Annotated in this window: 19 protein-coding genes; 12 read left to right on the forward strand and 7 right to left on the reverse strand. The window is 70.9% G+C overall.

All coding sequences use genetic code 11. From position 1 onward, the window contains the following. Positions 1–59 precede the first annotated feature (59 nt). Positions 60–1,445, forward strand: a complete 1,386-nt coding sequence (locus ACWGR4_RS00100; protein ID WP_379996115.1) for a transcriptional regulator — start codon at positions 60–62, stop codon at positions 1,443–1,445. A gap of 172 nt (positions 1,446–1,617) precedes the next feature. On the opposite strand, the gene ACWGR4_RS00105 is transcribed toward ACWGR4_RS00100, so the two are convergent. Together ACWGR4_RS00105 and ACWGR4_RS00110 are read right to left on the reverse strand one after the other, a co-directional pair. Continuing rightward, positions 1,618–2,274 carry a potassium channel family protein gene (locus ACWGR4_RS00105; protein ID WP_078974936.1) on the reverse strand — a complete coding sequence of 219 codons (657 nt, stop codon included), beginning with the start codon at positions 2,272–2,274 and terminating at the stop codon, positions 1,618–1,620. Next, positions 2,274–2,936, reverse strand: coding sequence for a potassium channel family protein (locus tag ACWGR4_RS00110; RefSeq protein ID WP_379996117.1), 663 nt, complete (start codon positions 2,934–2,936; stop codon positions 2,274–2,276). The genes ACWGR4_RS00105 and ACWGR4_RS00110 overlap by 1 nt, the downstream gene beginning before the upstream one ends. A 149-nt stretch (positions 2,937–3,085) precedes the next feature. Here ACWGR4_RS00110 and ACWGR4_RS00115 point away from each other — a divergent pair, with 149 nt between their 5' ends. Next, entirely contained in the window at positions 3,086–5,197 is a 2,112-nt protein-coding gene (locus ACWGR4_RS00115; protein WP_379996119.1) for an APC family permease, read from the forward strand. A 264-nt stretch (positions 5,198–5,461) separates the two neighbouring features. After that, complete coding sequence (locus ACWGR4_RS00120; RefSeq protein ID WP_452131726.1) at positions 5,462–6,820, forward strand: class I SAM-dependent RNA methyltransferase; 1,359 nt, start codon at positions 5,462–5,464, stop codon at positions 6,818–6,820. Positions 6,821–7,134: 314 nt separating this feature from the next. Here ACWGR4_RS00120 and ACWGR4_RS00125 read toward each other — a convergent pair whose 3' ends face one another. Beyond that, complete coding sequence (locus tag ACWGR4_RS00125; RefSeq protein WP_379996235.1) at positions 7,135–8,310, reverse strand: hypothetical protein; 1,176 nt, start codon at positions 8,308–8,310, stop codon at positions 7,135–7,137. Beyond that, a complete protein-coding gene (locus ACWGR4_RS00130; protein WP_452131727.1) occupies positions 8,307–8,663 on the reverse strand; it encodes a hypothetical protein in 357 nt (118 codons plus the stop codon). The genes ACWGR4_RS00125 and ACWGR4_RS00130 overlap by 4 nt, the downstream gene beginning before the upstream one ends. Positions 8,664–8,992: 329 nt before the next feature. On the opposite strand from ACWGR4_RS00130, the gene ACWGR4_RS00135 reads away from it, so the two are divergent. Next, the gene (locus ACWGR4_RS00135) at positions 8,993–9,544 is read left to right on the forward strand and encodes a hypothetical protein (RefSeq protein ID WP_452131728.1); all 552 of its coding nucleotides are present in this window, start codon (positions 8,993–8,995) and stop codon (positions 9,542–9,544) included. 66 nt (positions 9,545–9,610) lie between these two features. Next, on the forward strand, positions 9,611–10,534 hold the full coding sequence (locus ACWGR4_RS00140) for an LLM class F420-dependent oxidoreductase (RefSeq protein ID WP_452131729.1): 924 nt from the start codon (positions 9,611–9,613) through the stop codon (positions 10,532–10,534). A gap of 122 nt (positions 10,535–10,656) precedes the next feature. Here ACWGR4_RS00140 and ACWGR4_RS00145 read toward each other — a convergent pair whose 3' ends face one another. The 3 genes from ACWGR4_RS00145 to ACWGR4_RS00155 form a co-directional block, all read right to left on the reverse strand. Then, complete coding sequence (locus ACWGR4_RS00145) at positions 10,657–12,348, reverse strand: hypothetical protein (RefSeq protein WP_452131730.1); 1,692 nt, start codon at positions 12,346–12,348, stop codon at positions 10,657–10,659. A 20-nt stretch (positions 12,349–12,368) separates the two neighbouring features. After that, positions 12,369–13,142, reverse strand: a complete 774-nt coding sequence (locus tag ACWGR4_RS00150) for a hypothetical protein (RefSeq protein WP_452131731.1) — start codon at positions 13,140–13,142, stop codon at positions 12,369–12,371. Between the two features lie 509 nt (positions 13,143–13,651). After that, complete coding sequence (locus tag ACWGR4_RS00155; RefSeq protein WP_379996248.1) at positions 13,652–14,626, reverse strand: PstS family phosphate ABC transporter substrate-binding protein; 975 nt, start codon at positions 14,624–14,626, stop codon at positions 13,652–13,654. A 370-nt stretch (positions 14,627–14,996) separates the two neighbouring features. Between ACWGR4_RS00155 and pstC the strand changes: the two genes are divergently transcribed. The 7 genes from pstC to ACWGR4_RS00190 all read left to right on the forward strand — a co-directional run bounded on the left by pstC (position 14,997) and on the right by ACWGR4_RS00190 (position 23,634). Then, on the forward strand, positions 14,997–16,013 hold the full coding sequence (pstC, locus tag ACWGR4_RS00160; RefSeq protein WP_452131732.1) for a phosphate ABC transporter permease subunit PstC: 1,017 nt from the start codon (positions 14,997–14,999) through the stop codon (positions 16,011–16,013). 128 nt (positions 16,014–16,141) lie between these two features. Then, positions 16,142–17,323, forward strand: coding sequence for a phosphate ABC transporter permease PstA (gene pstA, locus ACWGR4_RS00165; RefSeq protein ID WP_379996252.1), 1,182 nt, complete (start codon positions 16,142–16,144; stop codon positions 17,321–17,323). Further along, complete coding sequence (locus ACWGR4_RS00170) at positions 17,320–18,942, forward strand: phosphate ABC transporter substrate-binding protein PstS (protein ID WP_452134053.1); 1,623 nt, start codon at positions 17,320–17,322, stop codon at positions 18,940–18,942. The genes pstA and ACWGR4_RS00170 overlap by 4 nt, the downstream gene beginning before the upstream one ends. A gap of 193 nt (positions 18,943–19,135) precedes the next feature. Further along, the gene (locus ACWGR4_RS00175; protein WP_452134052.1) at positions 19,136–21,412 is read left to right on the forward strand and encodes a hypothetical protein; all 2,277 of its coding nucleotides are present in this window, start codon (positions 19,136–19,138) and stop codon (positions 21,410–21,412) included. Continuing rightward, entirely contained in the window at positions 21,409–22,377 is a 969-nt protein-coding gene (locus ACWGR4_RS00180) for a sortase (RefSeq protein ID WP_452134157.1), read from the forward strand. Before ACWGR4_RS00175 ends, ACWGR4_RS00180 begins: the two co-directional genes overlap by 4 nt. 176 nt (positions 22,378–22,553) lie before the next feature. Continuing rightward, positions 22,554–23,270, forward strand: coding sequence for a phosphate ABC transporter ATP-binding protein (locus ACWGR4_RS00185; RefSeq protein ID WP_379997292.1), 717 nt, complete (start codon positions 22,554–22,556; stop codon positions 23,268–23,270). Then, entirely contained in the window at positions 23,248–23,634 is a 387-nt protein-coding gene (locus ACWGR4_RS00190) for a YegP family protein (protein ID WP_078974919.1), read from the forward strand. The genes ACWGR4_RS00185 and ACWGR4_RS00190 overlap by 23 nt, the downstream gene beginning before the upstream one ends. The last annotated feature ends 122 nt before the right edge of the window (positions 23,635–23,756 follow it).

The following is a 23,756-nucleotide window of genomic DNA, read 5'->3' on the forward strand; positions in this document are numbered from 1 at the left end:
CCCGTAACTGTGCGATTAGCGTCCCGTTAGACCTCCAGTGGACGAAGGAGGCGGGGACGGTGGCCGGAAACGGTGACCTCATCGCATTGGTGACACAAGCCGGTCTCTCCCGGCGCGAACTGGCCCGCTGGGTCAACGTGGTGGCCGAGCGCCGCGGGCTGCACCTCGGGTGCAGCCACACCTCGGTGGCCCGATGGCTCGAAGGCGCGCAGCCGCGGTGGCCGATTCCCGAGCTGTTGGCGGAGGCCCTGGGCCGACGTCTGGGCTGCGAACTGACCGTCGCGGACCTCGGCTTGCGTGATCGGCGACCACCGACCCCCGACCCCTTCGACGGGCTGATCGTCGCCCGGACCGCGGCCGAAGTCAGACACGCCGTGGCCGAATTGTCGGAGAGAGACATGAACCGCCGTACTTTCCTGGCCAACACGGCCTTCGGCGCCGGGGCGTTCGCCGCTCCCGCGTTGTTCTGGTCGACCGCATCCGGGGCCGAGGGCGAGCCCGAGCAGCTTGCCTCGCACGGCCCCACCACGGTGCGCGACGCAGACGTACTACGCATCCACCAGACCGTCCTGGCGTTTCGCCGACTCGACCGTGCCCAGGGCGGCGGGGATCTGCGGGACACCGTGGTCCACCACCTCAACGGCGTCGCGCGGACCAAGTTGGCCGGCTCCTACGGCGAGGAGGTGGGCCGCCGATTGTTCCGGGCGGTGGCCGAACTCACCGAGTTGGCGGGGTGGTTGTCGTTCGATTCCGGCCGGCACGCGCTCGCCCAGCGCTATCACATCCAGGCGCTGCGGCTGGCCCAGGCGGCCGACGACCCGGCGTACGGGGCGTATGTGATGGCCAACATGGCCTGCCAGGCGGTGTATCTGGGCCACGGGTGGGAGGCGGTCCAGCTGGCCCGGGCCGCCGAGCAGGGCGGCGGGAGCCGGTTGGGCCCGCGGGCGCGCGCGATCGTGGCCTCGATGGAGGCGCGGGGCTACGCGGCGCTGGGCGACCGGCGCGCGTGCGAGCGGGCGATGGGGACGGCCGAGCGGCATCTGGACGCGGCGAACGCGGTCGAGGACGACCCGTCGTGGTGCAACTACTTCGACGAGTCCGAGTTGCAGCACGAGTTCGCGCACAGCCACCGCGACCTGGGCCTGCCGGACAAGATCCACGGCTTCGCGGGCGCGTCGATGAAGCTGCGCCGGGCCGGCGCGACCCGTCGGTGTGCGCAGGACACCACGTTCATGGCCGCGGCGCACCTGGCCCAGGGCGATCTCGACGCGGCGTGCGCCAAGGCCGGTGAGGCGCTGCGGATCACGGGCAACCTGTCGTCCACCCAATGCAACGACTTCCTGGCGGACTTCCGCAGGCGGCTGCGCCCGTACGCGAAGGAACCGATCGCGCGTGCGTTCAGCGAGGAGGCGGACCACATCCTCGGCGACCTGGCCGCCGCCTAGGACTTGGCGGGCGGATCCCGGTGCCGTGCGGCACGGGTGTGCCGGAGAAGCAGGCGCGGGGTGGTTGCGTGCGGCTGCTTCTCCGGTGCGGTGAGGTGGGCCCGGGCGATACGGCCCCGCCGGGATCCGACGGATCGGAGCCGGTCGCCGGTAGGACCGGCACTGCCGTCGGTCAGGCCGACAGCAGCTCCTCCAGCTCCTCTTCGCGGTGCGGCGCCGCGACGAACAGCAGTTCGTCGCCGGCCTCCAGCGAGTCGTCCTTGCCCGGGACCAGTACCCGGCCCTCGCGGATGATCGTCACCAGCGCCGTGTCCTCGGGCCACGCCACGTCGCCGACGCGCGTGCCGACGAGGGCGGCGTCGCCCGGAAGGGTCAGCTCGACCAGGTTGGCATCGCCCTGGCTGAACCGCATCAGGCGGACCAGGTCGCCGACACTGACCGCTTCCTCGACCAGAGCCGACATCAGGCGCGGCGTGGACACGGCGACGTCCACGCCCCATGCCTCGTTGAACAACCACTCGTTCTTCGGGTTGTTCACCCGGGCGACCACGCGCGGCACGCCGTACTCGGTCTTGGCCAGCAGCGAGACGACCAGGTTCACCTTGTCGTCGCCGGTCGCCGCGATCACCACGTTGCAGCGCTGCAACGCGGCCTCGTCCAGCGAGGAGATCTCGCACGCGTCGGCGAGCAGCCACTCGGCCTGCGGCACGCTGTCCACCTTGATGGCGTCCGGTGCCTTGTCGACGAGCAGGACCTCGTGGCCGTTTTCCAACAGCTCCGCGGCGATGGAGCGACCCACCGCGCCGGCGCCCGCGATTGCGACCCGCATCAGCCCTCCTCCGGTGCTTTCTCGAAGGCCGCCTCGACGGCGGCCACATCCGCCTGGTGCATGACCACGTGCACGAGGTCGCCCTCTTGGATCACGGTCTCGGAGGTCGGCAGGATGCCTTCGCCCAAACGGGTGACGAAGGCGACCCGGGCGCCCGATGCCTGTTCGAGCCGGGTGATGCGGTGCCCCACCCACGCCGAGTTCACATGCACCTCGGCCAGTTGCACGCTGCCGGAGGGGTCGCGCCACAGCGGTTCGGCGCCACTGGGCAACAACCGGCGCAACATCTGGTCCGCGGTCCAGCGCACGGTGGCCACCGTGGGGATACCCAGGCGTTCGTACACCTCTGCCCGGCGCGGGTCGTAGATGCGCGCGGCCACGTTCTCCACACCGAACGTCTCGCGCGCGACGCGCGCCGCGATGATGTTCGAGTTGTCGCCGCTGCTGACCGCCGCGAACGCGCCGGCCTCTTCTATACCGGCCTCGCGCAGGGTGTCCTGGTCGAAACCGATGCCCTTGATCCGGCGGCCGGAGAAGTGCGACCCCAGCCGGCGGAACGCGGAGGGATCGCGGTCGATGACCGCCACCGAATGCCCCAGTTCCTCGAGCGTCTGGGCCAGCGTGGATCCCACGCGCCCGCAGCCCATGATGACGATGTGCACGGCCGTCCTTCCGGATTTGGTCCGTTGTGCCCGGTCTGATGCTCGTTTGTGGTGTTACCAGGGTGGCAGACCTCGCCGAGACGTTACACGTGGACGCCTTACGGCATGCCCCCGGCCCGGCAAAAGTCGATGGGCTTACGATCACCTGCGTGTCAAGACTGACCGATCTGTCCAAGCGCATCCTTGTCGGCAGAGCCTTGCGCAGCGACAAGCTGTCCGAGACGCTCCTGCCGAAGCGCATCGCGCTGCCCATTTTCGCCTCCGACGCACTGTCCTCCGTCGCGTACGCGCCGGACGAGATCCTGCTCACCCTTTCCATGGCGGGAATGGCGACCTACCACTTCTCGTGGAAGGTCGGTCTGGCCGTCGTCGTGGTCATGCTGACCGTGGTCGCCTCCTATCGCCAGAACGTCCACGCCTATCCCAGTGGCGGCGGTGACTACGAGGTCGCGAACGTCAACCTCGGTCCCAACGCCGGTTTGACGGTCGGCAGCGCGCTCCTGGTCGACTACGTGCTGACCGTGGCGGTATCGGTCTCCTCCGGCGTCGCCAACATGGCCTCCGCGGTGCCCGCGCTCGAGGGACACAAGGTGTTGTTGGCGGTCGGCTTGGTGCTGCTGCTGATGGCGATGAACCTGCGCGGCGTTCGCGAGTCGGGCAAGCTCTTCGCCGTCCCCACCTACGCGTTCATGGCCGCCATCCTCGGGATGACCCTGTTCGGCCTGATCCGGGGCGCCACCGGCGCCACCATGGAGGCCGAGAGCGCCGGGTTCCACATCGAGGCCGAGGACAGCTTCAGCGGCTTCGCGCTGGTGTTCCTGCTGCTGCGCACCTTCTCCTCCGGGTGCGCGGCGCTGACCGGTGTCGAGGCGATCAGCAACGGTGTACCGGCGTTTCGCAAGCCCAAGAGCAAGAACGCGGCCTCCACGCTGCTGCTGATGGGCACCATCTCGGTGACCATGCTGATGGGCATGCTGGCGCTGGCCAACATGACCAAGGTGCGCTTCGCGGAGAACCCGGAGAGCCAGATCCAGGGGGCACCGGCCGGATATGAACAAAAGACCGTGGTCGCGCAGGTCGCCGACGCGGTCTTCGGTGGCACGTTCGCGTCGCCGCTGTTCTATCTCGTACTCGCGGTCACCGGCCTGATCCTGATCCTGGCCGCGAACACCGCGTTCAACGGCTTCCCGGTGCTCGGCTCGATCCTGGCCCAGGACCGCTACCTGCCCCGGCAGCTGCACACGCGCGGCGACCGCCTCGCGTTCAGCAACGGCATCATCATGCTGGCCGCGTTCGCGATCGTGTTGATCGTCGCGTTCGAGGCCGAGCCCACCAAGCTGATCCAGCTGTACGTGGTCGGCGTCTTCGTGTCCTTCACGATGAGCCAGGCGGGCATGATCCGGCACTGGACCCGGCACCTGAAGACCGAGACCGAACCGGCCGAGCGCCGGCGGATGATGCGCAGCCGGGTGATCAACGCCTTCGGCCTGTGCATGACCGGCGCGGTCCTGGTGATCGTTTTGGTGACCAAGTTCGTGCAGGGCGCCTGGATCGCGATCGCCGCGATGGGCGTGCTGTTCCTGTTGATGAAGCAGATCCGGCGACACTATGACCGGGTGGCCACGGAGCTGGCGGCCGTGGAGATGGACGACACCAAGCTGCCCTCGCGGGTGCATGCCATCGTGCTGGTGTCCAAGCTGCACAAGCCCTCGCTGCGGGCGCTGGCGTACGCGCGCTACTCGCGGCCGAACGTGGTCGAGGCGGTCACGGTCAACGTGGACCCGGCCGAGACCGAGGCACTGCGGCGCGAGTGGGACGAGCGCGGGATAGAGGTGCCGCTCAAGGTGCTCGACTCGCCGTATCGGGAGATCACCCGGCCGGTGATCGAGTACGTGAAGTCGGTGCGTCGGTCCAGCCCGCGCGATGTGGTGAACGTGTACATCCCGGAGTACGTGGTCGGCCGCTGGTACGAGCAGATCCTGCACAACCAGAGTGCGCTGCGGCTCAAGGGGCGGTTGTTGTTCACGCCGGGGGTCATGGTCACGTCGGTGCCGTGGCAGTTGGAGTCGTCCGAGCGGTTGAAGGAGCCGAAGGCCTGGGTGGCGCCGGGGTCGGTGCGGCGGGGGCCAGCGCGGACGCCTCGGGGTGGGGACGGGAAGCGGGGTGGGCCGGGCTCGGGTTCGGGGCCGGGCTCTGCGTCCGGGTCGGGCTCGGGGTCCGGGTCGGGCTCGGGCCCGGGGTCCGGGGCTGGAGCGTCCTGAGTTCGGGTGGGTCGTGACGGTGTGTGGTGACGGTGGGCGCGGGTTCTTCGGGTAGGGACTATCCTGGAAGCCGCGCCCACCTCCGTGAGGCGCTTTCTTTGTGTCGTCGTGGTGTCGGTGTGCGCGCCTGGGCGTGGTCGGCCGCGGGGCATCCGAGGTCCCTTGTCGTGCGTCGGTTGTGTTCGGCCCCTGGTTTTTCGTCTGCTGCCCGTTGTTTTCATCGACTGTTTTCATCGACGTTGTACGAGCTGTGCGAGGAGTGCCGTGTCTGTCGGATCCACCACCCCCGAGTCGGACCAGTCCCTGCGGGGTGAGCGGTACGAGGTCGAGATCGGCCCGGTTGCTCACGGTGGGCACTGCGTCGCTCGCCACGAGGGCCGTGTGATCTTCGTTCGGCACGGCCTTCCGGGCGAGCGGGCCGTCGTGGAGATCACCGACGGCGGGCCGACGTCGCGTTTCCTGCGCGCAGACGTGGTCGAGGTGCTGCACGCGTCGCCGGATCGCATCACGCCCGCGTGCCCGGTGGCCGGGCCCGGCATGTGCGGCGGTTGCGACTGGCAGCACGCCACGCCCGCCGCGCAGCGGCGACTCAAGGGCGATGTGGTCGCCGAGCAGCTGCTGCGGCTCGGCAAGGTCGACGTACAGGTCGAGGTGGAGGCCGTGGACAGCCCGCCCGGGCAGCCCGAGGGCCTGGGGTGGCGCACGCGAGTGCAGTTCGCGGTGGACCCGGCGACGGGCCGGGCGGGACTGCGCAAGCACCGCTCGCACGACGTCCAGCCGATCGACGCGTGCCCGATCGCGGCGCCCGGTGTCGAGGAGTTGGGCATCGAGGCGCACGAGTGGCCCGGCGTGGCGTCGATCGAGGCGGTCTCCGCGACCGGCTCGCTGGACCGCGCGGTCACCGTGGTGCCGGCCGAGGGCGCGGACGGGCGCATGCCGATCGTCGAGCTGAACCGGGCCGTGTCGGTGTTCCGCGCCGACGACAAGGGCCGGGTACGCAAGGTGCACGGTCGGCCGGCGGTGCGCGAGGTGGCCGCGGGACGGACCTGGAAGGTGTCGGGCGGCGGCTTCTGGCAGGTGCACCCGGCCGCGGCCGACGTGCTCGTGGCGGCCGTCGTCGAGGGTTTGGAGCCGCGGCCGGGCGATCTGGCGCTCGACCTGTACTGCGGGGTCGGGCTGTTCGCGGGTGCCCTCTCCGAGCGGCTCGCGGACAGCGACACGATCATCGGCATCGAGAGCTCCAGGCAGGCGGTCGAGGACGCGATCCACAACCTGCGGGACGTGCCGGGCGCGCGCTTCGAGGTCGGCACGGTGGAGAAGGTGCTGAGCCGACCCGGCTTCCTGCGCCGCGCCGACATCGTGGTCCTGGACCCGCCGCGCGCGGGCGCGGGCAAGGCGGTCGTCGAGCGCATCGCGCGCCTGACCCCGCGCCGGGTCGCCTACGTCGCCTGCGACCCCGCCGCACTGGCCCGCGATGTGGCCTACTTCGCGAGCGCGGGCTTCAAGCTCCGGTCGTTGCGCTCGTTCGACCTCTTCCCGAACACGCACCACATCGAGTCGGTCGCGATCTTGGAACCGGCGCCTCGGGCAGCCAAGCGAGAGGGCGCACGCGGCCGCCGCTGACCGGAGGACGACGACGCCTCGGTGGCGCCGCCGATCGGGCCGCCCCGGCAGGGCCGGGGCGGCTTGATCGTTTGCCGGGGCGGGGCGGGATCGGCGCTTGAGCGGGTGGCCGTGTTTATGCGGCGTATGGATGCCTCGGTCTGCGTGTCGCATGTCGCATGTTGCGCCCGGGTCCACGTCCGCGCTCGTGTCTGCGCCCCCACCCGCGCCTGTGTCTGCGTCCTCACCCCGCCCGCGTCCCCATTTCCGTTTGCTTCCGGGGTTGCGGCTGTGTTTCGGGTCTGTGCCCGGCTCGGCCTTTGTCCGTGTCGTCTTCAGGGGCGCTCCTCGGGGGGTTCTTCCGAGGTCGACCAGGCTTGGGCCGGGTGGGTGGCGTAGCGGTTGCTCCGGCGGGGGCGGGCCGGGGTGGTGGGGGTGCCGCCCGTGGTGGGGGCGGTCACCCACGTGGGTGATGTGGGCGTGGTGGGCGTGCCGTCGTGGGTGGTGCCGCCGAGGACGGTCGTGACGGGGTCGGCGGTGTGTGCGGCGTCGTGTGTGGCCGCCGGGTGGTCGCCGGCGCCGCCGCGCAGGCCGGGGGCGATCCGGATGCCGGTCACCGGGGCGATCGGGGGCGACGGCGGTGGGGCGGCCTGACGCAGACGCGGGCCGATGCCGGCCGGCTGTACCGGGCGGGGATCGCGGGGGAGCGGGGTTCCGACGACGGCCGGTGTCAGCGGGGTGGGCATCGCGGCTTGTGGTGGGCAGGTGATCGGCGGTGGTCCCGGCGCCGGCGGGGTGGTCGGTGGCGGTGGTGGCGTGGTGGCGGCGATGCACGTGGCCAGTGGGGCGGTGGGCGGTGGTGGTTGCGCCGGGGGCGCGGGCGGAGGCGCCGCGGGTGTGTCGGGCGTCGGTGGCGCGCAGGGGGTGGTCGGATCGACGGGTGTCGGCGGGGGAGTCGGATCCGCGACGGCCGCCTCCGTCGCGGTCGGAGCCGAGGCGGCGATGTCCGGGTCGCCGCTCGGGGGAGCGGTCGTGGCGCATGGTCGGCTAGGAGGCGGTGCGTCGGCCGGGGTGGTGGTGGGGAGCGTGGTGGTCGGTCGGCTGGGCGCGGTGTCGGCGGGAGTGCACGGCAGGAGGGGCAGGCGCTCGCCCAAGTCGCGGTAGGTGCCCTCCAGTTGCGCGATGGCGACCTCGGCGGCCTTCGGGTCGGTGGCGCTCTTCTGGGCCCGGGCAAGGGCATGTGCCGCCTCGGTGAGGTGTTCGTGCAGCGCGGTGCCCTGGCCGGCGAGCCGATCCGCGCTGTCGGCCAGTGCGTGGCAGCGGGCGGTGAAGCGTTCGGCGCCGCCGCCGGACCACACCCGCGTGCCGAGGCGGGCGGTCTCGGCCAACTCGTCCCGCAGTTCGGTCAACCGCGCGGCGGCCAGGCGCCACCCGTCGGCCGCCGCGCCGACCAGACCGGGGCGGGCGGCGTGGATCGCCGCGAACGGATCCGTGTTGTCACCGGCGCTCACCGTGCCGCCACCGCGCGCAGCAGGGTGCCGACCTCGGTCTCGGTGTCGGCGAACCGGTCCGCGGTACGGCCGAGTTCGACCCGCGTCGTGGCCAACTCGGCGCGGATCTCGGTCAACAGGTCGACCATCCGCGCGGCGGCGCGGCGATGCCGGTCGGCCAACTCGGCGGCGCCGGGGAACCGTCCCAGCGCCTCCGTGTCGAGCGCGGTGTGGTCGGTGACCCGGCCGGGCTCGGCGGCACAGCCCGGTGCCAGGTAGTCGGCTCCGATGTTGTGCAGGCGTCGTACCAACCCGTGCAGTTCGGCCGTGTCGACCGCGTAGCCGCTCGCGCCGCCGCCGTCGGTGCGGGACATGCCACCACCCCCTTGATCTGTGCTGGATCGCCGATCGCCCTCGGGGATCGCGGCCGGCGCGAACTCGACGCTCGCCCGAGGCCGATCGCGACACCCCTTCGGGAAACGACGAGGTTGGCACAGTGGTCACCCTGCGTGCAGAAGCCCTGTGGACAACTCTGGAATACATCACTCCGACGAGTGAAACCCTGCCGAAATACGCTTGGTTGTCCACAGATTGTTCGATGGCGAGCGATCCGTCCGCTCCCCGGGCGCAACCTGGAGTCGTCGGAACACACCGGCCGAACTCCGGACGAGCCGGACGGGCACCGCACGAGGGAGCGATCACCATGCACACCATCGAGACCTTCGCCGAGTTGGACGACGAGCTGGCCACGGTCGATTCCACGCCACGCGCGCTGACCGCGGTCGCGCTCGCCCTGCACACCGTGCAGGAAGTGGTACACGCCTGGAGCGGCAAGCCGGACCGCGGCGGCTGCCTGTGTCGGGTCGCCGACGAACTGGGCGACGCGCGGGAGATCGTCGCCCGGGTCGCGGGCTCGGCCGCCGACACGGTCGTCCCGCTGCCCGGAGGCGACCCGGCCGGCGTGCCGATCGCGGGCGCCGCCCGGGTGCTGGGTCGGGCGGCCAAGGTGCTCACCCTGCTGGCCCGACAGGGCGTGGCGGGCAGTCCCTGCGCGGACTGGGCGCGGTTGGCGCCCGCCGAGCGCCGGGCCTGCGCGGCGGCCTGGGCGATCGTCTTCCGCAACCTGATCAGGCTGCGTGCGGCCGAGGAGAGCGCCGCCTGGTCGGGTCAACCGCACCGGCACGCCCCGGCGATTCCCCAGCGGCGACGGCGCGGCTCGGCGCGCGTGGTGCCCTTTCCCGCGCGGCTCGCATGATCGGGTCCGGGGTGCTTCGCGTCCTCGCCTCGCACGCGTCCCGCGCTCTCGGGAGAGGATGGGCGCATGGATCTTCGTATCTTCACCGAGCCCCAGCAGGGCGCGACCTACGACACACTCCTGACCGTGGCCAAGGCCACCGAAGACCTCGGCTTCGCAGCCTTCTTCCGCTCGGACCACTACCTGCACATGAGCGGCGACGGCCTACCGGGTCCCACCGACGCGTGGATCACCCTGGCCGGACTGGCCCGCGAGACCAAGCGCATCCGTCTGGGCACACTGATGACGGCGGCGACCTTCCGACTGCCGGGCGTGCTGGCCATCCAGGTCGCGCAGGTCGACGCGATGTCCGGCGGCCGGGTCGAACTGGGCATCGGCGCGGGCTGGTTCGAGGAGGAGCACACCGCCTACGGCATACCGTTCCCGCGCGAGAAGTTCGGCCGCCTCGAAGAGCAGCTGGAGATCGTCACCGGGCTCTGGGACACCCCGGTCGGCGCCGACTTCCGCTACGAGGGGCGCTACTACTCGTTGGCCGACTCGCCCGCGCTGCCCAAGCCCGCGCAGCGTCCGCATCCGCCGATCCTGGTCGGCGGCCTCGGCGCCAAGCGCACGCCCGCGCTGGCGGCCCGCTTCGCCGACGAGTTCAACATCCCCTTCGCGTCGGTGGAAACCAGCGCGCAGCAGTTCGGCCGGGTCCGCGAGGCCCTGGTCGAGCACGGCCGCAAGGCCGAGGACCTGGTCTTGTCCAACGCCCTCGTGGCCTGCGTGGGCCGGGACGACGCCGAGGTGTCCCGGCGCGCCGCGACGATCGGCCGCGAGCCCGCCGAACTCAAGGAGAACGGTCTCGCGGGCTCGCCCGCCGAAGTGGTGGACCGGATCGGCCGCTTCGCCGAGGTCGGCTCGACCCGGATCTACTTCCAGATCCTGGACCTGCACGACCTCGACCACCTGGAACTGATCGCCTCGGAGGTGATGCCCCAACTCGGCTGAGCCGAGGGCCCGACGGCCCGGGGGACGGGAAAGGGCCCTGTCGCAGCCCGTGCGCTGCGACAGAGCCCCCTTCTCACCCCACCGCCCGGGTGTCGCAGGCGGCCGTGCGGTGTGTTTCCTCGTCAGGCGGTCGCGGGAGTGTCCTCGTCGCCCTCGCCGAAGGTGCCGCTGCCGGCGAGCAGCGCGCTGCGGCTGCCGCGGGCGCGGTACCACATGACGCCGCCGATCAGCAGCAACGTGCCACCGGCGGTGCCGAGCAGCCGCGGGTCGAGCAGCGCCCCGGTGTGCGCGAGCCCACCGCCCCCGCCACCGTTACCGGTCCCGGCCGAACTGCCCGAGCTGGTCCCGGTGCTCGTTCCGGTCGTGGTGCCCGTGGTCGTCCCCGTGGTCGTCCCGGTCGTGGTGCCGGCGGTGTCACCGGCCGTGGTCCCGGAGGTCGTCCCTGTGGTGGTGCCCGTGGTCGTCCCTGTGGTGGTGCCGGTGGTCGTACCCGTCGTGGTGCCTGTCGTCGTACCCGTCGTGGTGCCGGCGGTCGAGCCGTTGGTGGCGCCGGCGTGAACCAGCAGCAGCTTGAAGGGAATCTCGACCTTCGTGCCGGACGGGGTGGCCGTGGCCGTCACCGTGTAGTTCCCGTCGATCCAGGTGGCGCCGTCACGAGGGAAGATGAGCTGGTTGTTGACATAAGCACCGATAGTGTCCGTTTTGGCCTTGGTCAGCTCTACGGACGGGAAGGCGGCGTCACCCGACTTGGTGATGACGGCCTTGAAGTCTTCACCCGCGGGGAAGCCGGACAGGCTCAGGCGCGCCGCGACGGGGCCCGCGTCCGGGATTCGTATCTCATCGTCGAAGGTGCCGGCCGGAGTGGCGTGTTCGACGACCTTCCACGTGCCATCCGTTGCCAGCAGGTCGACGCGAGCGAGGTCGTCCACCACGATGGCTCCGCCGGCATCGAGGCATTGGGCGCGAATGTGGTAGTTGCCGGTGGTGGCGGCGCCGCCCGGGAACATCTTCTTGTTCGGGTAGACGGGCTTGAGGTCGGCGGGCAGCGGCAGGGGAGTGAAGCCACCCATACGCTGCTCCGACTCCTGGCCGGGAAGCTTCAGCTGGAACAGGGCCGAGGTCGCCGTCGTCGGGCACGCCTTCGAGGAGGTGATGGTCGTCTTCTGGTCCATCGGCCCCGTGGTGGGATTGAGCACCAGCACCTCGTCCGACCCACCGGGCGGCGTGGTGGTCGGCGGCGTGGTCGTCGGGGGCGTGCTGGTCGGCGGCGCGGTGGTGGGCGGGGCCGCCACGGTCCACGCCTTGCCGTCGGGGCCGTCGGCGGTGCTGAGATCGACCGCCGCGAGTTCCTTGAGCACATTCCCGGCGTTGTCCATGCACTCCGAGGACAACTTGAACGTACCGTCCAAGACGGTGCCGGTCAGGAAGAGCTGGATCGGGCTCTCCCGAACCGGGATTCGGTCCGGGGGCAAGGGGTTGCCCGTGGTGCCACCGATCAACCTCGGTGCGGTCAAGGTGCCGCCGGTGACGACCCACCGGTAGTTCGTCGCCGGTTCCGGGCACGGCGCAGTGGCCTTCAACGTCACCTTGGTGGTGGCCCCACCGGTCCCCGGGTCGACGACGATCGTCGGCGCGGGCGTACCGCCGTCGGCGGCCGCTGCGATCGCCGGCAGCGCCGACAGCACGAGCAGCCCGGCTCCGCACGATGCCAGCACGCGCGCGAGTCTTAGGCTCATCTGGTCAACTCCGTTGAGAAATAAAGGAAACGGGGACGGACGGCAAGTGGGCCACCGGGACGAATCCCGATGGCCCAAGGCGTGTCACCGACGCCGCGTCACCACCACAGGCGGGACGAGTCGAGGGTGATCGCGACCGAGGAGGTCGCGTGCGAGTTCGTGCCGGAGAGCACGAGGGTGTAGGAACCGTCGGCCAGGTTGGCCGGCAGCGTCAGCAGCGCGCCGCCCCAGGTGCCGTCGGGGGTGATCTGCGGCTGCAGCGAGACCGGGGTGGAGGTGCCGTCGGCGGCGCGCACGACGCCGTCCACGCGGTCACCGGGCGCGAAGCCGCGGAACAGGACCAGACCGAAGCGCAGCGCGCCGATCTTGGTCGGCAGCGCGCGCACCTCGGGCGAAAGCGAGGTCCACACACCGCTGTTGACGCGCAGGTCGACCGACGCCGGCTCGGTGATGGTCAGCGCGCCGTCGGCGTCGAAGGTGTAGCACTGCGCGACCAGCTTGTGCGCGACGCCCTCCTGGGCGGCGGAGCCCGCCGGGAACAGCGCGCGCTGACCGACGACCGCGGTGTCCGCGACCTTGTCGGCCGGCAGGGCGGTGCCGAGGAACGAGCCGCCGAACACACGCTCGTTGGCGCCGGGCGAACGCAGGACGAAGCGGAACTTGGTCGCGTCCGGGCCGCACGGCACGCTCGCCCGGGCGGTCGCCTTGCCGGTGCTGTCGGCCGGACCGTACAGCGGGCTCACCGTGACGGTGCCCTGTGCGGCGGTCGCGGGCGCGGCGGGAGCGGCGTCCTCGGCGACGGCCGGCACGGTGGCGATCGCGAACGCGGCCGGAACCGCGACGGCGAGCGCGAGCAGACGACGGAGCTTCATGAAGAATGCCCTTCCGGGGTCGGTGGGTTCGAGCAAAACAGCACGCGGCGGCCTGTTGGGCATCCGCGGGGGAAACGTCGGACGCTCGCGATGGCGGACGGATGAGCGATCCGCCACCGGAGGGTGAACAGTTCTTCCGCGACGTGTGCGGAGGGCCGGATCGGCGGACTCGAGGGCGCGGGCCCACCACACGGTTCAGGGCATGAACCCCTACGTGGCCCGGATCGCCCGTTGATGCGGGGCACAGGTCCACGTGATGACGGCGACCGTTTCCGCGTCGATGATCGGGTAATGGACGAAGTAGACGCCGCGATTGCCGGGAGGCGCTCGGGTCGGTGCCGTTCCGTCCGGTCTGCCCGGGAACCTTGCCGTCGATGTTGCCGAGCCGAAAGCCATTCGTGCGGTGGAGACACCTGACGCGGCGGGCGGGAACGGGCCGTCTCGAATCGCCGATCCGAGACGGCCCGCTGCCGATCACGTCATGTCATGCGATGCCGATCGGGCGTGGCTCAGACGGCGAAGCCGAAGGTGTTCCAGATCGGGCGCTGCGCCGGGTTCTTGGCCCAGTTGATGAAGGCGACGACGTTGGCGTTGGCCGCCGTGCCGTTCTGCGGGTCGTAGACGAAGTACACCGAGCGGTTGCCGACGAAGCCGGTCGCGTTCGGCGCCTTGGAGTCGATGTTGCCGAGCTTGAAGCCGTTGGTGTGGTTCGGCACACCGGAGGCGGGGGTGGTCTGCTCGCCGTAGGCCGCGGCCGAGTAGGCGATGATCGCGTCGGTGGAGGTGATCTGCGGCGCGTCACCGCGGTTCTCCTGCGCGGTCTGGATGACCGTGGCGGCGCACGCGCCGTTGGAGGCGGCGGTCGGGTCGAAGCCGAGCACCTTGTCCTGGAACTCCGAGCGGGTGCCGGAGCCGGCCTGCGGGATGTGCTTCTGGATCACGCCGGACACGGTGCTGCCCGGGATCTGGTTCCAGTTGGTGATGTTGCAGTGGTAGATGTCCTGGAGCTGCGCCCGGGTCAGGTTGGTCGGCGCGCCGGCCTTCTTGGTCGCCCAGGTCACGGCGTCGCCGGCGACCCGCTCGAAGGTCAGGGTGGTCTCGGCGGTGCCGGTCTTCGGGCCGCGCGAGGAACGGGCGAAGTCGAGGCACTTGGCGTTCGTGCCCGCACGCTGGTCCAGCAGCGCCTTGATGCCGTCACCCGAACCGTTCGGCCACGCGTGGCCGGTGCCGGCGCCGTACTGCGTGTTGCACTCGGCCTTGCCGGTGTTGATGCCACCGGCGGCTATCCCGGCGTTCACCGTCACCCAGTCGTTGCCATTGGGATCGACGTTCGCCGCGTACTCCGTCGTCAGCGCCTGGGTGACGTTCTGGAGGGTGTCGGAACCGGCGTTGACGTAGGTGTTGGCGTTGGCCGACGCGTTGGCGCCGACGACGAGCGCCATGGCGGCACCGACGGTGCCCAAAACGGTGGCGGTCTTGCGCATGCTGAAGACGCTGGACATTCGAAGTCTCAACTCTCTCTTGGCATTTGCTGGCCGTCGACCCGCAGTGGCCGACGCCGACAACGCTGCCGGCGGCCCGATCGTGGTGGGATGTCCGGCAGGGAAACGGCACCGGGCCGCACAAGGCGCCGACACGAACGGGCCGCGCCTGTAACGGAAACCGGATACTCCGGCACCCGTGCGGCACGGACACGACGTCTGCCGTACACCCTCGGCACCGGTTGTTTCCGTAGCGGACAGTTGCCCGGGGGCTGCGCTCTGGTTGTCTCCAGGCAGGGGTTTCCGGCTTGATCGCCGGCCGTCTGACGAACGGTCAGATCGGTTCGCCACCCGCTTCCAGGAGCCGCAACCCATGGCACACCCGACCGTGTTCGCCCCCGAATCGCCGGAGCTGCTCGATCGGCCCCGCCGGATCGTGGTCCGTCGCACCAGGGCCGACCACGTGTTCCGCTGGATCACGCGTGGTGTCGCGATGCTGGTCCTGGCCCTGCTCGCCGCGATCGGTGGCTACCTGCTCTACCAGGGCAGCAGCGCGCTCGACCGGGCCGGCTGGGGATTCCTCACCGAGGACGCGTGGGAGCCCAAGGGCGGCACCTTCGGTGTACGCGGACTGCTCACCGGAACCGTGCTCGTGGCCATCGTCGCGCTGATCGTCGCGGTACCCATCGCGCTCACCGCGGCCCTGTACATCACCGAGTTCGCCCCACGACGTCTACGCGGGGTGCTCACCTCGATCGTCGACCTGATGGCCGCGGTGCCCAGCATCATCTACGGCATCTTCGGATTCTTCGTACTGCAACCCCAACTGATCCCGGTCAGCCGGTGGTTGGCCACCAACTTCGACTTCCTGCCGATCTTCGAGATCCGCACGATCGACGTGAAGGCCCGTTTCGTGGACAGCCAGTTCAGCTCCTCGCTGTTCATCTCCGGCGTGGTGGTGTCCACGATGGTCATCCCCATCTGCTGCGCGGTCAGCCGCGAGGTGTTCGGCCAGGCGCCGGTCGGCGAGAAGGAGGGCGCGCTGGCGCTCGGCGCCACCCGCTGGGGGGTGATCCGCGCGGTGGTCCTGCCGTTCGGCCGCGGCGGCATGATCGGCGGCGTGATGCTCGGCCTGGGTCGAGCCCTCGGCGAGACCATCGCCGTCGCGATGATCATCTCGTTCAACACCGACTTCTCGTTCCGCATCCTCGACGGCCAGGGCTCGACGATCTCGTCGCTGATCGTGCTCAAGTACGGCGAGGCCGACACCGAGTCGATCTCCGCGCTGATGGCCGCCGGCCTCGCGCTCTTCGTCCTCACGCTCGCCGTGAACACCGTCGCCGGCGTCCTGGTCGCCCGCTCGCGCAGCGGCAAGTCCACCGAGATCTGACCGAGGTCCGACGGGACCCGACACCGCGACCCGAGACACCGAGCCCCGGGACATCGCGTCCCGGTCCACCGAACTCCCGACAGCGACCCACGGCTCCACCAGACCCACCACCGAGGGGATCCACGACGATGACCGTCACCGAGCCGATCGTTCGGCCCGGACCCGACGCGCCGCCGCCCGCGTCCGCGCCGCGAGCACCGGAGCAGGCCCGCGTGGCGCTGCGCCGGGTCGCCCCCGACGACATCGGCGTCGCGCTCGGCGCCATGGTCGCCGGCGCGAGCTTCGCGTGGGTGCTGTACGGGCGGATCCTGCCGGTCGCCGGCTGGCAGGGCTACCTGATCACCGCCTACCTCAGCTTCCTGCTGCTGTACGCGATCGCCACCCACATGCGCCTGGACCGGGTGGCCGCCGGCGACCGGGTCGCCGGCGCGGTGATCTCCACCGGCGCGGCCCTGATGGTCGGCACGGTGGCGACCGTGATCGGCTACGTCTTCGTCAAGGGCTTCGGCCGCATCCTGAACACGGACTTCTTCACCGCCACCCAGCGCCACTTCAGCGCGCTGAGCCCGCACGGGGTCTCGGTGGGCGCCGCACACGCGATCGTCGGCACCTTCGAACAAATGGGCATCGCGATCCTGCTGAGCGTCCCGCTCGGGGTGATCGCCGCGATCTACATGAACGAGGTCGGCGGCCGGTTCGCCGTCGTGGTGCGCGTGGTCGTCGAAGCGATGACCGCGATCCCCTCGGTGGTCGCCGGCCTGTTCGTCTACGCCTTCTTCGTCATCTCGCTCGGCCAGGGCTTTTGCGGCCTGGCCGCGGGCCTGGCGCTGTCGGTGGAGATGATGCCGGTGGTCACCCGCGCCACCGAGGTGGTGTTGCGCCTGGTGCCCAACGGCCTGCGTGAGGCGTCGCTGGCCCTGGGCGCCGGGGAGTTCCGCACCCTGTGGAACGTCGTACTGCCCACCGCGCGCAGCGGCCTGGTCACCGCCGTCATCCTCGGCTGCGCGCGCGTGGTCGGCGAGACCGCGCCCGTGCTGCTGGTCGCGGGCGGCGGCGCGGGCATGAACTGGGACCCGTTCAGCGGTGTGCAGACCTCCCTGCCGTACTTCATCTGGGTGAACTACAAGTCGCCCAGCGACGAGCTCAACTCCCTCGCGTGGGGCGCCGCCGTGACCTTGCTGCTCATCGTCCTCGTGCTGTTCTCCCTCGCGCGCCTGATCGGCGGTCGCGCCCCCGGCGAGTCCGGACGCCGCAAGCGGCGCCGCGCCGGCGCCGCCACCAAGTCCCTTACCCCGGAGCCCACTTCATGACCAGGACCACGCGCCTGCCCGCGCATCTGCTACGCGTGGCGATCGCGTCCGTGCTCGCCGTCCCCCTGCTCGTCCTGCCGTCCGGCACCGCCTCGGCCGCCGCCGGCATCCACGGCAGCGGCTCCACCTGGAGCTCGCCCGCGACCATGCAGTGGTCGGCCGACGTCGCCGCCCGCGGCCTCGCGGTCGACTACACCCCCAACGGATCCACCGCCGGACGCAACGACTTCATGAGCCACCTGGTCGACTTCGCGGTCTCGGAGATCCCCTTCCAAGGCAACTACGTCGACCGGGCCGGGCAGGCGACCAACGAACTCGCGCGCCTGCAGGCCGACAACACCAAGTTCAAGTACCTGCCGATCGTCGCGGGCGGTACCTCGTTCATGTACAACCTGAAGATCCGCGGCCAACAGGTGCGCAACCTCCAACTGTCGCCGCGCACCATCGCCGGGATCTTCACCAACCAGATCAGGGTGTGGAACGACAAGGCGATCAAGGACGACAACCCGGCCCTGTCCCTGCCCGCCACCCCGATCACCCCGGTCGTGCGCTCGGACGGCTCGGGCACCAGCGCGCAGTTCACCGCCTTCTTGACCAACCAGGTCAACGACATCTGGCGGCCGTTCTTCCCCGGCGGCATGACCTCCGAGTTCCCGGTCAAGGGAGCCACCAAGGCGCAGGCCGGCTCCGAAGGCGTGGCCAACTACGTCGCGGCCGGATACGGCGAGGGCGCGATCACCTACGTCGAGACCGCCTACGCGATCCAGCGGCAATTCCCGGTCGCCTCGGTCAAGAACGTCGCCGGCGTCTACACCCAGCCCAGCTCGGATGCGGTGTCCATCGCGCTCACCAAGGCCCGGCTGAACCCGGACAGCACGCAGATCCTCGACGACGTCTACACCAACCCGGACAAGCGCGCCTATCCGATCTCCAGCTACAGCTACATGATCGTGCCGGCCGCCAAGCAGTTCTCCTTCGACGAGTCCAAGGGCGAAACGCTCGGCAAGTTCATCAAGTACTTCCTGTGCGCCGGGCAGGGACAGGCGCCACGGCTGGGATACTCGCCGCTGCCCCCCAAGCTGGTCAGCTTCGGCTACGACGCGATCAAGTCGATCCCCGGCGCGCCCGACCCGGGGGCACTGCCGGCGAACCTGGACAAGCCGACCAAGGCGGACCACGACGCCTGCCCGAACCCGACCTTCGACCCGGCCTGGGTGCCGCCGGAGCAGAAGCAGCAGCAACAACAGCCCCAGCAGGGCGGTCCGGGCGGTGCCAACAACCAGAACAACAACGGCACCAACACCAACGGCACCGGCGGCAACACGCCCAAGCCCGGTGACGCGCCGGGAGCCGCCGGCGGCGGAACCGGCGCAACCCAGGGGCCGGACACCGGCGGCGGGGCCACCCTCGACCCGGGCACCGGCGAAGTCGTGGCCGGCGGCGACAAGTCCGGCCCCGGCGGGCCGGTCAGCGCCGGATCGGTCGAAGCCGGCGACTCGCCGCCGCTGCCACCGGTCTGGTTCTACGCACTCACCCTGGTGTGCCTGATGGCGGCGGTGTTCGGCGCACCGTTCCTGTACAGCCGACTCGGTCGAGGACGTGGTCCCGATGTCCGCTGACCCGCGCGAGAAGGCCGCGTCGGGTGACCGGGAGATGTCCGGTCCGTACGCCGCAGGCGAACTTTCGAACACCGTGTCGGTTTCCGCTCCCCTCGTGCCGCCGCGCCGCGCGAGGATCGGCGCGGGTCGTTCTCGCCGGGGGGAATCGGTGGGGAAATCGGCCTCGAACGGGGGCGAGGGAAGTGGGGTTGCCGTGAGCGCCATCGAGCGTTCCACCGCTTCGCCGGGCCGCGCGTTGTCCGTCGCCGGCGTCATCGCGCTGTGCGTCGCGCTGCTCGCCGGGTGGCTCGGCGTGGTCGCCGGGACGGCCGGCGCGGCCGAGCCCGCCGCCCGCCCGGCGGTGACGGTGTCGCAGAGCACTAACCTCGTCAACCAGCGCATCCTGGTCAAGTGGACCGGCTTCACCCTCGCCGCCGGTACCAACAGCGTCGTCGTGATGCAGTGCAAGGGCACCACGCCCCGGCCTCGGGACTGCTGGTCGCCGACCTACACCGAAAACGGCGTCTTCCAACAACCCGACGGCAATCCGCCGATTCTCGCCACCAAGCAGACCGGAGTGCCCACCCGCGCGGACGGATCCGGAGAGGCGTGGCTCCAGGTCAGGCCGGCGCTGCGACTGCCGCAACTGGGCTGCTCGGACCGACAGGCGTGTTCGGTCGTGGCATTCGTGATGCCCGAGGCGGGCAGTACCGCCACCTCCTTCCAGGCGAAGCAACACATCGATCTGGGCGTCCAGTACCAGATCACCGACACCGACATGGACCTGGCCTTCGCCGCCGGACAGGTGGCGGTGACGCCGCTGTCGTTCATCCCCGCGCCCGACGCGTGCCCGGGCATGGAACACCCGGACCTGTCGATCAGCGGCACCGGCGAGTTCTCCCAGGCCGGCGCCTCGTGGGTGTTCGGCTTGTGCGGCGCGCGGACCAACCCCGTGAACATGACGGTCAGTTCCGGCTCCGGCCCCAACGCCCGCGAGGTCTTCCTCCGGGACGGCGCCGACATCGGTGTCACCCAGCAGCCCATCGGCGGCGCGCTCGACCAGGCCCGCCCGGTGGCGTTGGCCGGCACTCGGGACAAGGACAAGACCGTGTACGCGCCGCTGACCAACGGTGCGCTGGCGATCGCGTTCAACATCGACGACGCCGGCACCCACGAGCCGATCACGTCGATGAGCCTGACCCCGCGCCTGGTCGCGAAAATGATCACCGGGGCCTACACGACGGGGCCGCGGGGACCGGGCGCGATCATCAAGGTCTACGACGACCCCGAGTTCAAGGCCATCAACCAACCGCACGTATGGCCCGTCGCCGACCGCAGCCCGATCCTGCGCGGCGTCCAGGACGACATGATCTGGGCACTCACCGCCTGGCTCGCCGCCGACCCGGAAACGGCCACATGGCTCTCCGGAACACCCGATGCCAACGGCATCGCGTGCCCGCCGGAGTGGCGCATCGGCGCGGCGACATACCCGCTGGCGGTGTACACCAACCGCCTCGAGGCCCAGTCCAACGTGAACGTGCCGCAGACGGTGTACGAGGACATCGTCAACCGACTGGGCAACGCGCTGCCGATGAACCGCACCGTGGGCGACTTCGGGCCCAAGGACGACGGCCAGGACGCCTTCGGTTCGCACACCGTGATGGCCGTGACCTCGGTCGAGGCGGCCCTGCGCATGGGCACCCCGGTCGCCAAACTCCGCAATGCCGCAGGCAACTTCGTGGATCCGACCGACCCCGCGACCGTGCGCGCCGGAATCGCCGCCGCCAAGCCGGGCCCGGACGGGGCGACGCTGACCAACGACTACCGCAGCACCGCCGCGAACGCCTATCCGCTCACCGCCACCGACGTGGCGATGGTCTCCACCGACAAGCTCACCGCCGCCAAGGCCGCCAAGATCGACACCTTCCTCGCCTACGCGGCGAGCGCAGGGCAAACGCAGACGGGCACCTTCCAGCCCGGCGCGCTGCCGCCCGGCTACACCCCGCTCACCGACGCGCAGAAGCAGCAGATCGCGGATGCCCGCAAGAAGATCGCCGACGCGCCCAAGTGGACCGGGGAAACCCCGCCGCCCACCAACCCACCCGTGAACGGAAACACCGACAACAACACCGGTACCTCCGCGGGCACCAGTGCCGGCAACACCGGCATCCCGAACACCCCGGTCACCGGCGACCCCGGCGGCTCGCCCTCGGCCGCGCCGTCGACCGCCGCGCCCTCCACCGCACCGGTGGGTGCCGCCGCGCCGCCCGCCGACAAGGGGCCGTTCCCGAAGGTCGCCAGCGTGATCAAGGACGCGCTCGACGGCGACGGGTCCGCGATCGTGCTGCTCGTACTGATGTGCGTGAGCGCGGGTGCGCTCGTCGCCTGCCCCGTACTGCTCTCCCTCGGACACAAACGCCGCACCGGCAACTGGCCACCACCGGTGGCCGCCGTCCTGCGCCTGATCGGTCGCCAGGGAGTGCCCGCATGACCGCCGACACCGTCTCCAAGGTCCCCGCGACCGCGCCGGCGACCGCCCTCGCGACCGCACCCGCGCCGGCGCCTGCGACCGCACCCGCAGGCGCCGGCGGGCACCCGCCTGCGACCGCAGGCGGGACCCGTGCGAGCCGGGCCGACCCGTACACCGTCGCGGGCGCCGCGGTCGCGCTGCTCGCGCTGCTCATCGCGGGCTTCGTCGGCTACGTGTACGTCGTCTCCGACATCCAACAGGCCCGCGACCAGAGCATCCTGGCCGACCGACTCTCCGACGAGCTCTACCGCGACGTCGCTCCTCTCGGCGGCACCATCGCCAAGGGCAGACCGGTGGCGATGTTGCGGATCCCCGCGATCGGCCTGCGCCAGGTCGTGGTCGAGGGCACCACCGCCGACTCGCTCGCCAAGGGCCCCGGACACCTGCGGACCAGCGGCCTGCCCGGGCAGGGCGGACACAGCGTGATCATGGGCCGTGCGTACAGCTTCGGCGGCCCGTTCCACGACCTCGACGACCTGCGCGTCGGCCAGCGCATCGAGGCGACCACCCAGCAGGGCGATTTCACCTACAAGGTGATCGAGCGCAGGCACATCGCCAACGGCAAGGACGACGTGCTCGCCCCCGGCCGGGAGAACCGACTGGTGCTGATCACCGCCGACTCGTGGATCCGCCCCGGCGGGCGCACGGTGGTCGTCGCCGAACTGCAGGGCGCCCCCAAGGCCCAGGAGGGCCGGCGTCCGCAAGGTCTACGCGCGGACGAGAAGGGCACCGGCGGCTACGCGAACGCCGGCGTGCGACTACTCCTGTGGGCGCAGGCGTTCACCATCGTGGTCGCCGTCCTGGTCTGGGCCCTGCGCCGTCACCCCGATCGCCGAGTCACGCTCCTGCTCGGCACCCCGGTCGTGCTCGCCGTCGTGTGGGCACTGTACGAATCCGCCGCACGCGTACTCCCGGCGACGCTCTGACGCCGGTTCCCGTCCCACTCCACACCCCGGAGGCTCCGCACGTGACCAGCCCGGACAGCGGTGCGACGACTCTCGCTCCCGCAGCCGAGACCCAGCCTTTACCGGCTCAATCCGCCGGCGGGCGTGGCTCGACGCTCACCGCGGAGACCGTCAGCGCCTGGTTCGGCACCCACAAGGTGCTCGAACGTGTCGACCTCGTGATGGCGGCCAACTCCGTCACGGCCCTGATCGGGCCGTCCGGCTGCGGCAAATCCACGTTCCTGCGCATCCTCAACCGGATGCACGAGCTGGTACCCAGCGCCCAACTCGCGGGCCGGGTCCTGCTCGACGGCGAGGACATCTACGACTCCGCCCGCCGGCCGATCGAGACCCGGCGCCGGGTCGGGATGGTCTTCCAAAAGCCCAACCCGTTCCCGGCGATGTCCATCTACGACAACGTGGTCGCCGGCCTCAAGCTGACCGGCGTGCGCAACGCGGACAAGGACGCCGTCGTGGAGTCCTCGCTGACCCGCGCCGGCCTGTGGATGGAGGTGCGCAACCGACTCAGGCAACCCGGCGGCGCGCTGTCGGGAGGCCAGCAGCAACGTCTCTGCATCGCCCGTTCGCTCGCGGTCGATCCGGACGTGCTGCTCATGGACGAGCCGTGCTCGGCCCTGGACCCGACCTCCACCAGGCGGATCGAGGACACCATCGGCGAGTTGCGCGACCAGGTCACCATCGTCATCGTCACGCACAACATGCAACAGGCCCAACGTGTATCCGACCACTGTGCGTTCTTCCTCGCGGCGGAGAACACCCCCGGCCACATCGTCGAGGCCGGACCCACCACCGCGATCTTCGGTGCCCCCCGCGACCCCCGGACGGCCGACTATGTCGCCGGTCGCTTCGGATGAGTCGCAGGCCCCGGACGGTACGCCGGAACGGCACGCGCGCTACGACGTCCACCTGGACGCCGAGCAGCACGTGCGGTGGCGGCTCATCGCCCCGAACGGCCGCGTGCTCGCGCGGTCCGCTCGGGGCCATGTCACGGCGGGGGCCTGCCGCATCGAGCTCGACCGACTGCGTCGCCGGGTCGTGGACCTGGTGCCCGTCATCGGACGGGCGACGGGGGCGCCGGGCTGGTTCTGGAGCGTTGCTCTCGAACCCAGCGCCCCCGTCGCGTTGTCGGCCCGTACCTACGAGCGCCTGGAGAGTTGCCAGGTGTCCTACGAGAGATTCGTCCGCCTGCTGACCGTCACCGAGCCCGACGACTGGTGACCCGGGCCGCGTGCCCGCCGCGATGGCACCGCCGCGATCGCACCGATCGTGGCGGTGCGCACCCGCGGCGCACCCGCCTGGCCCGGGCCGGTGGACCCTCCCGTCACGGGAGGGGGCACCGT

It is taken from the genome of Embleya sp. NPDC055664 (genome assembly GCF_053618075.1).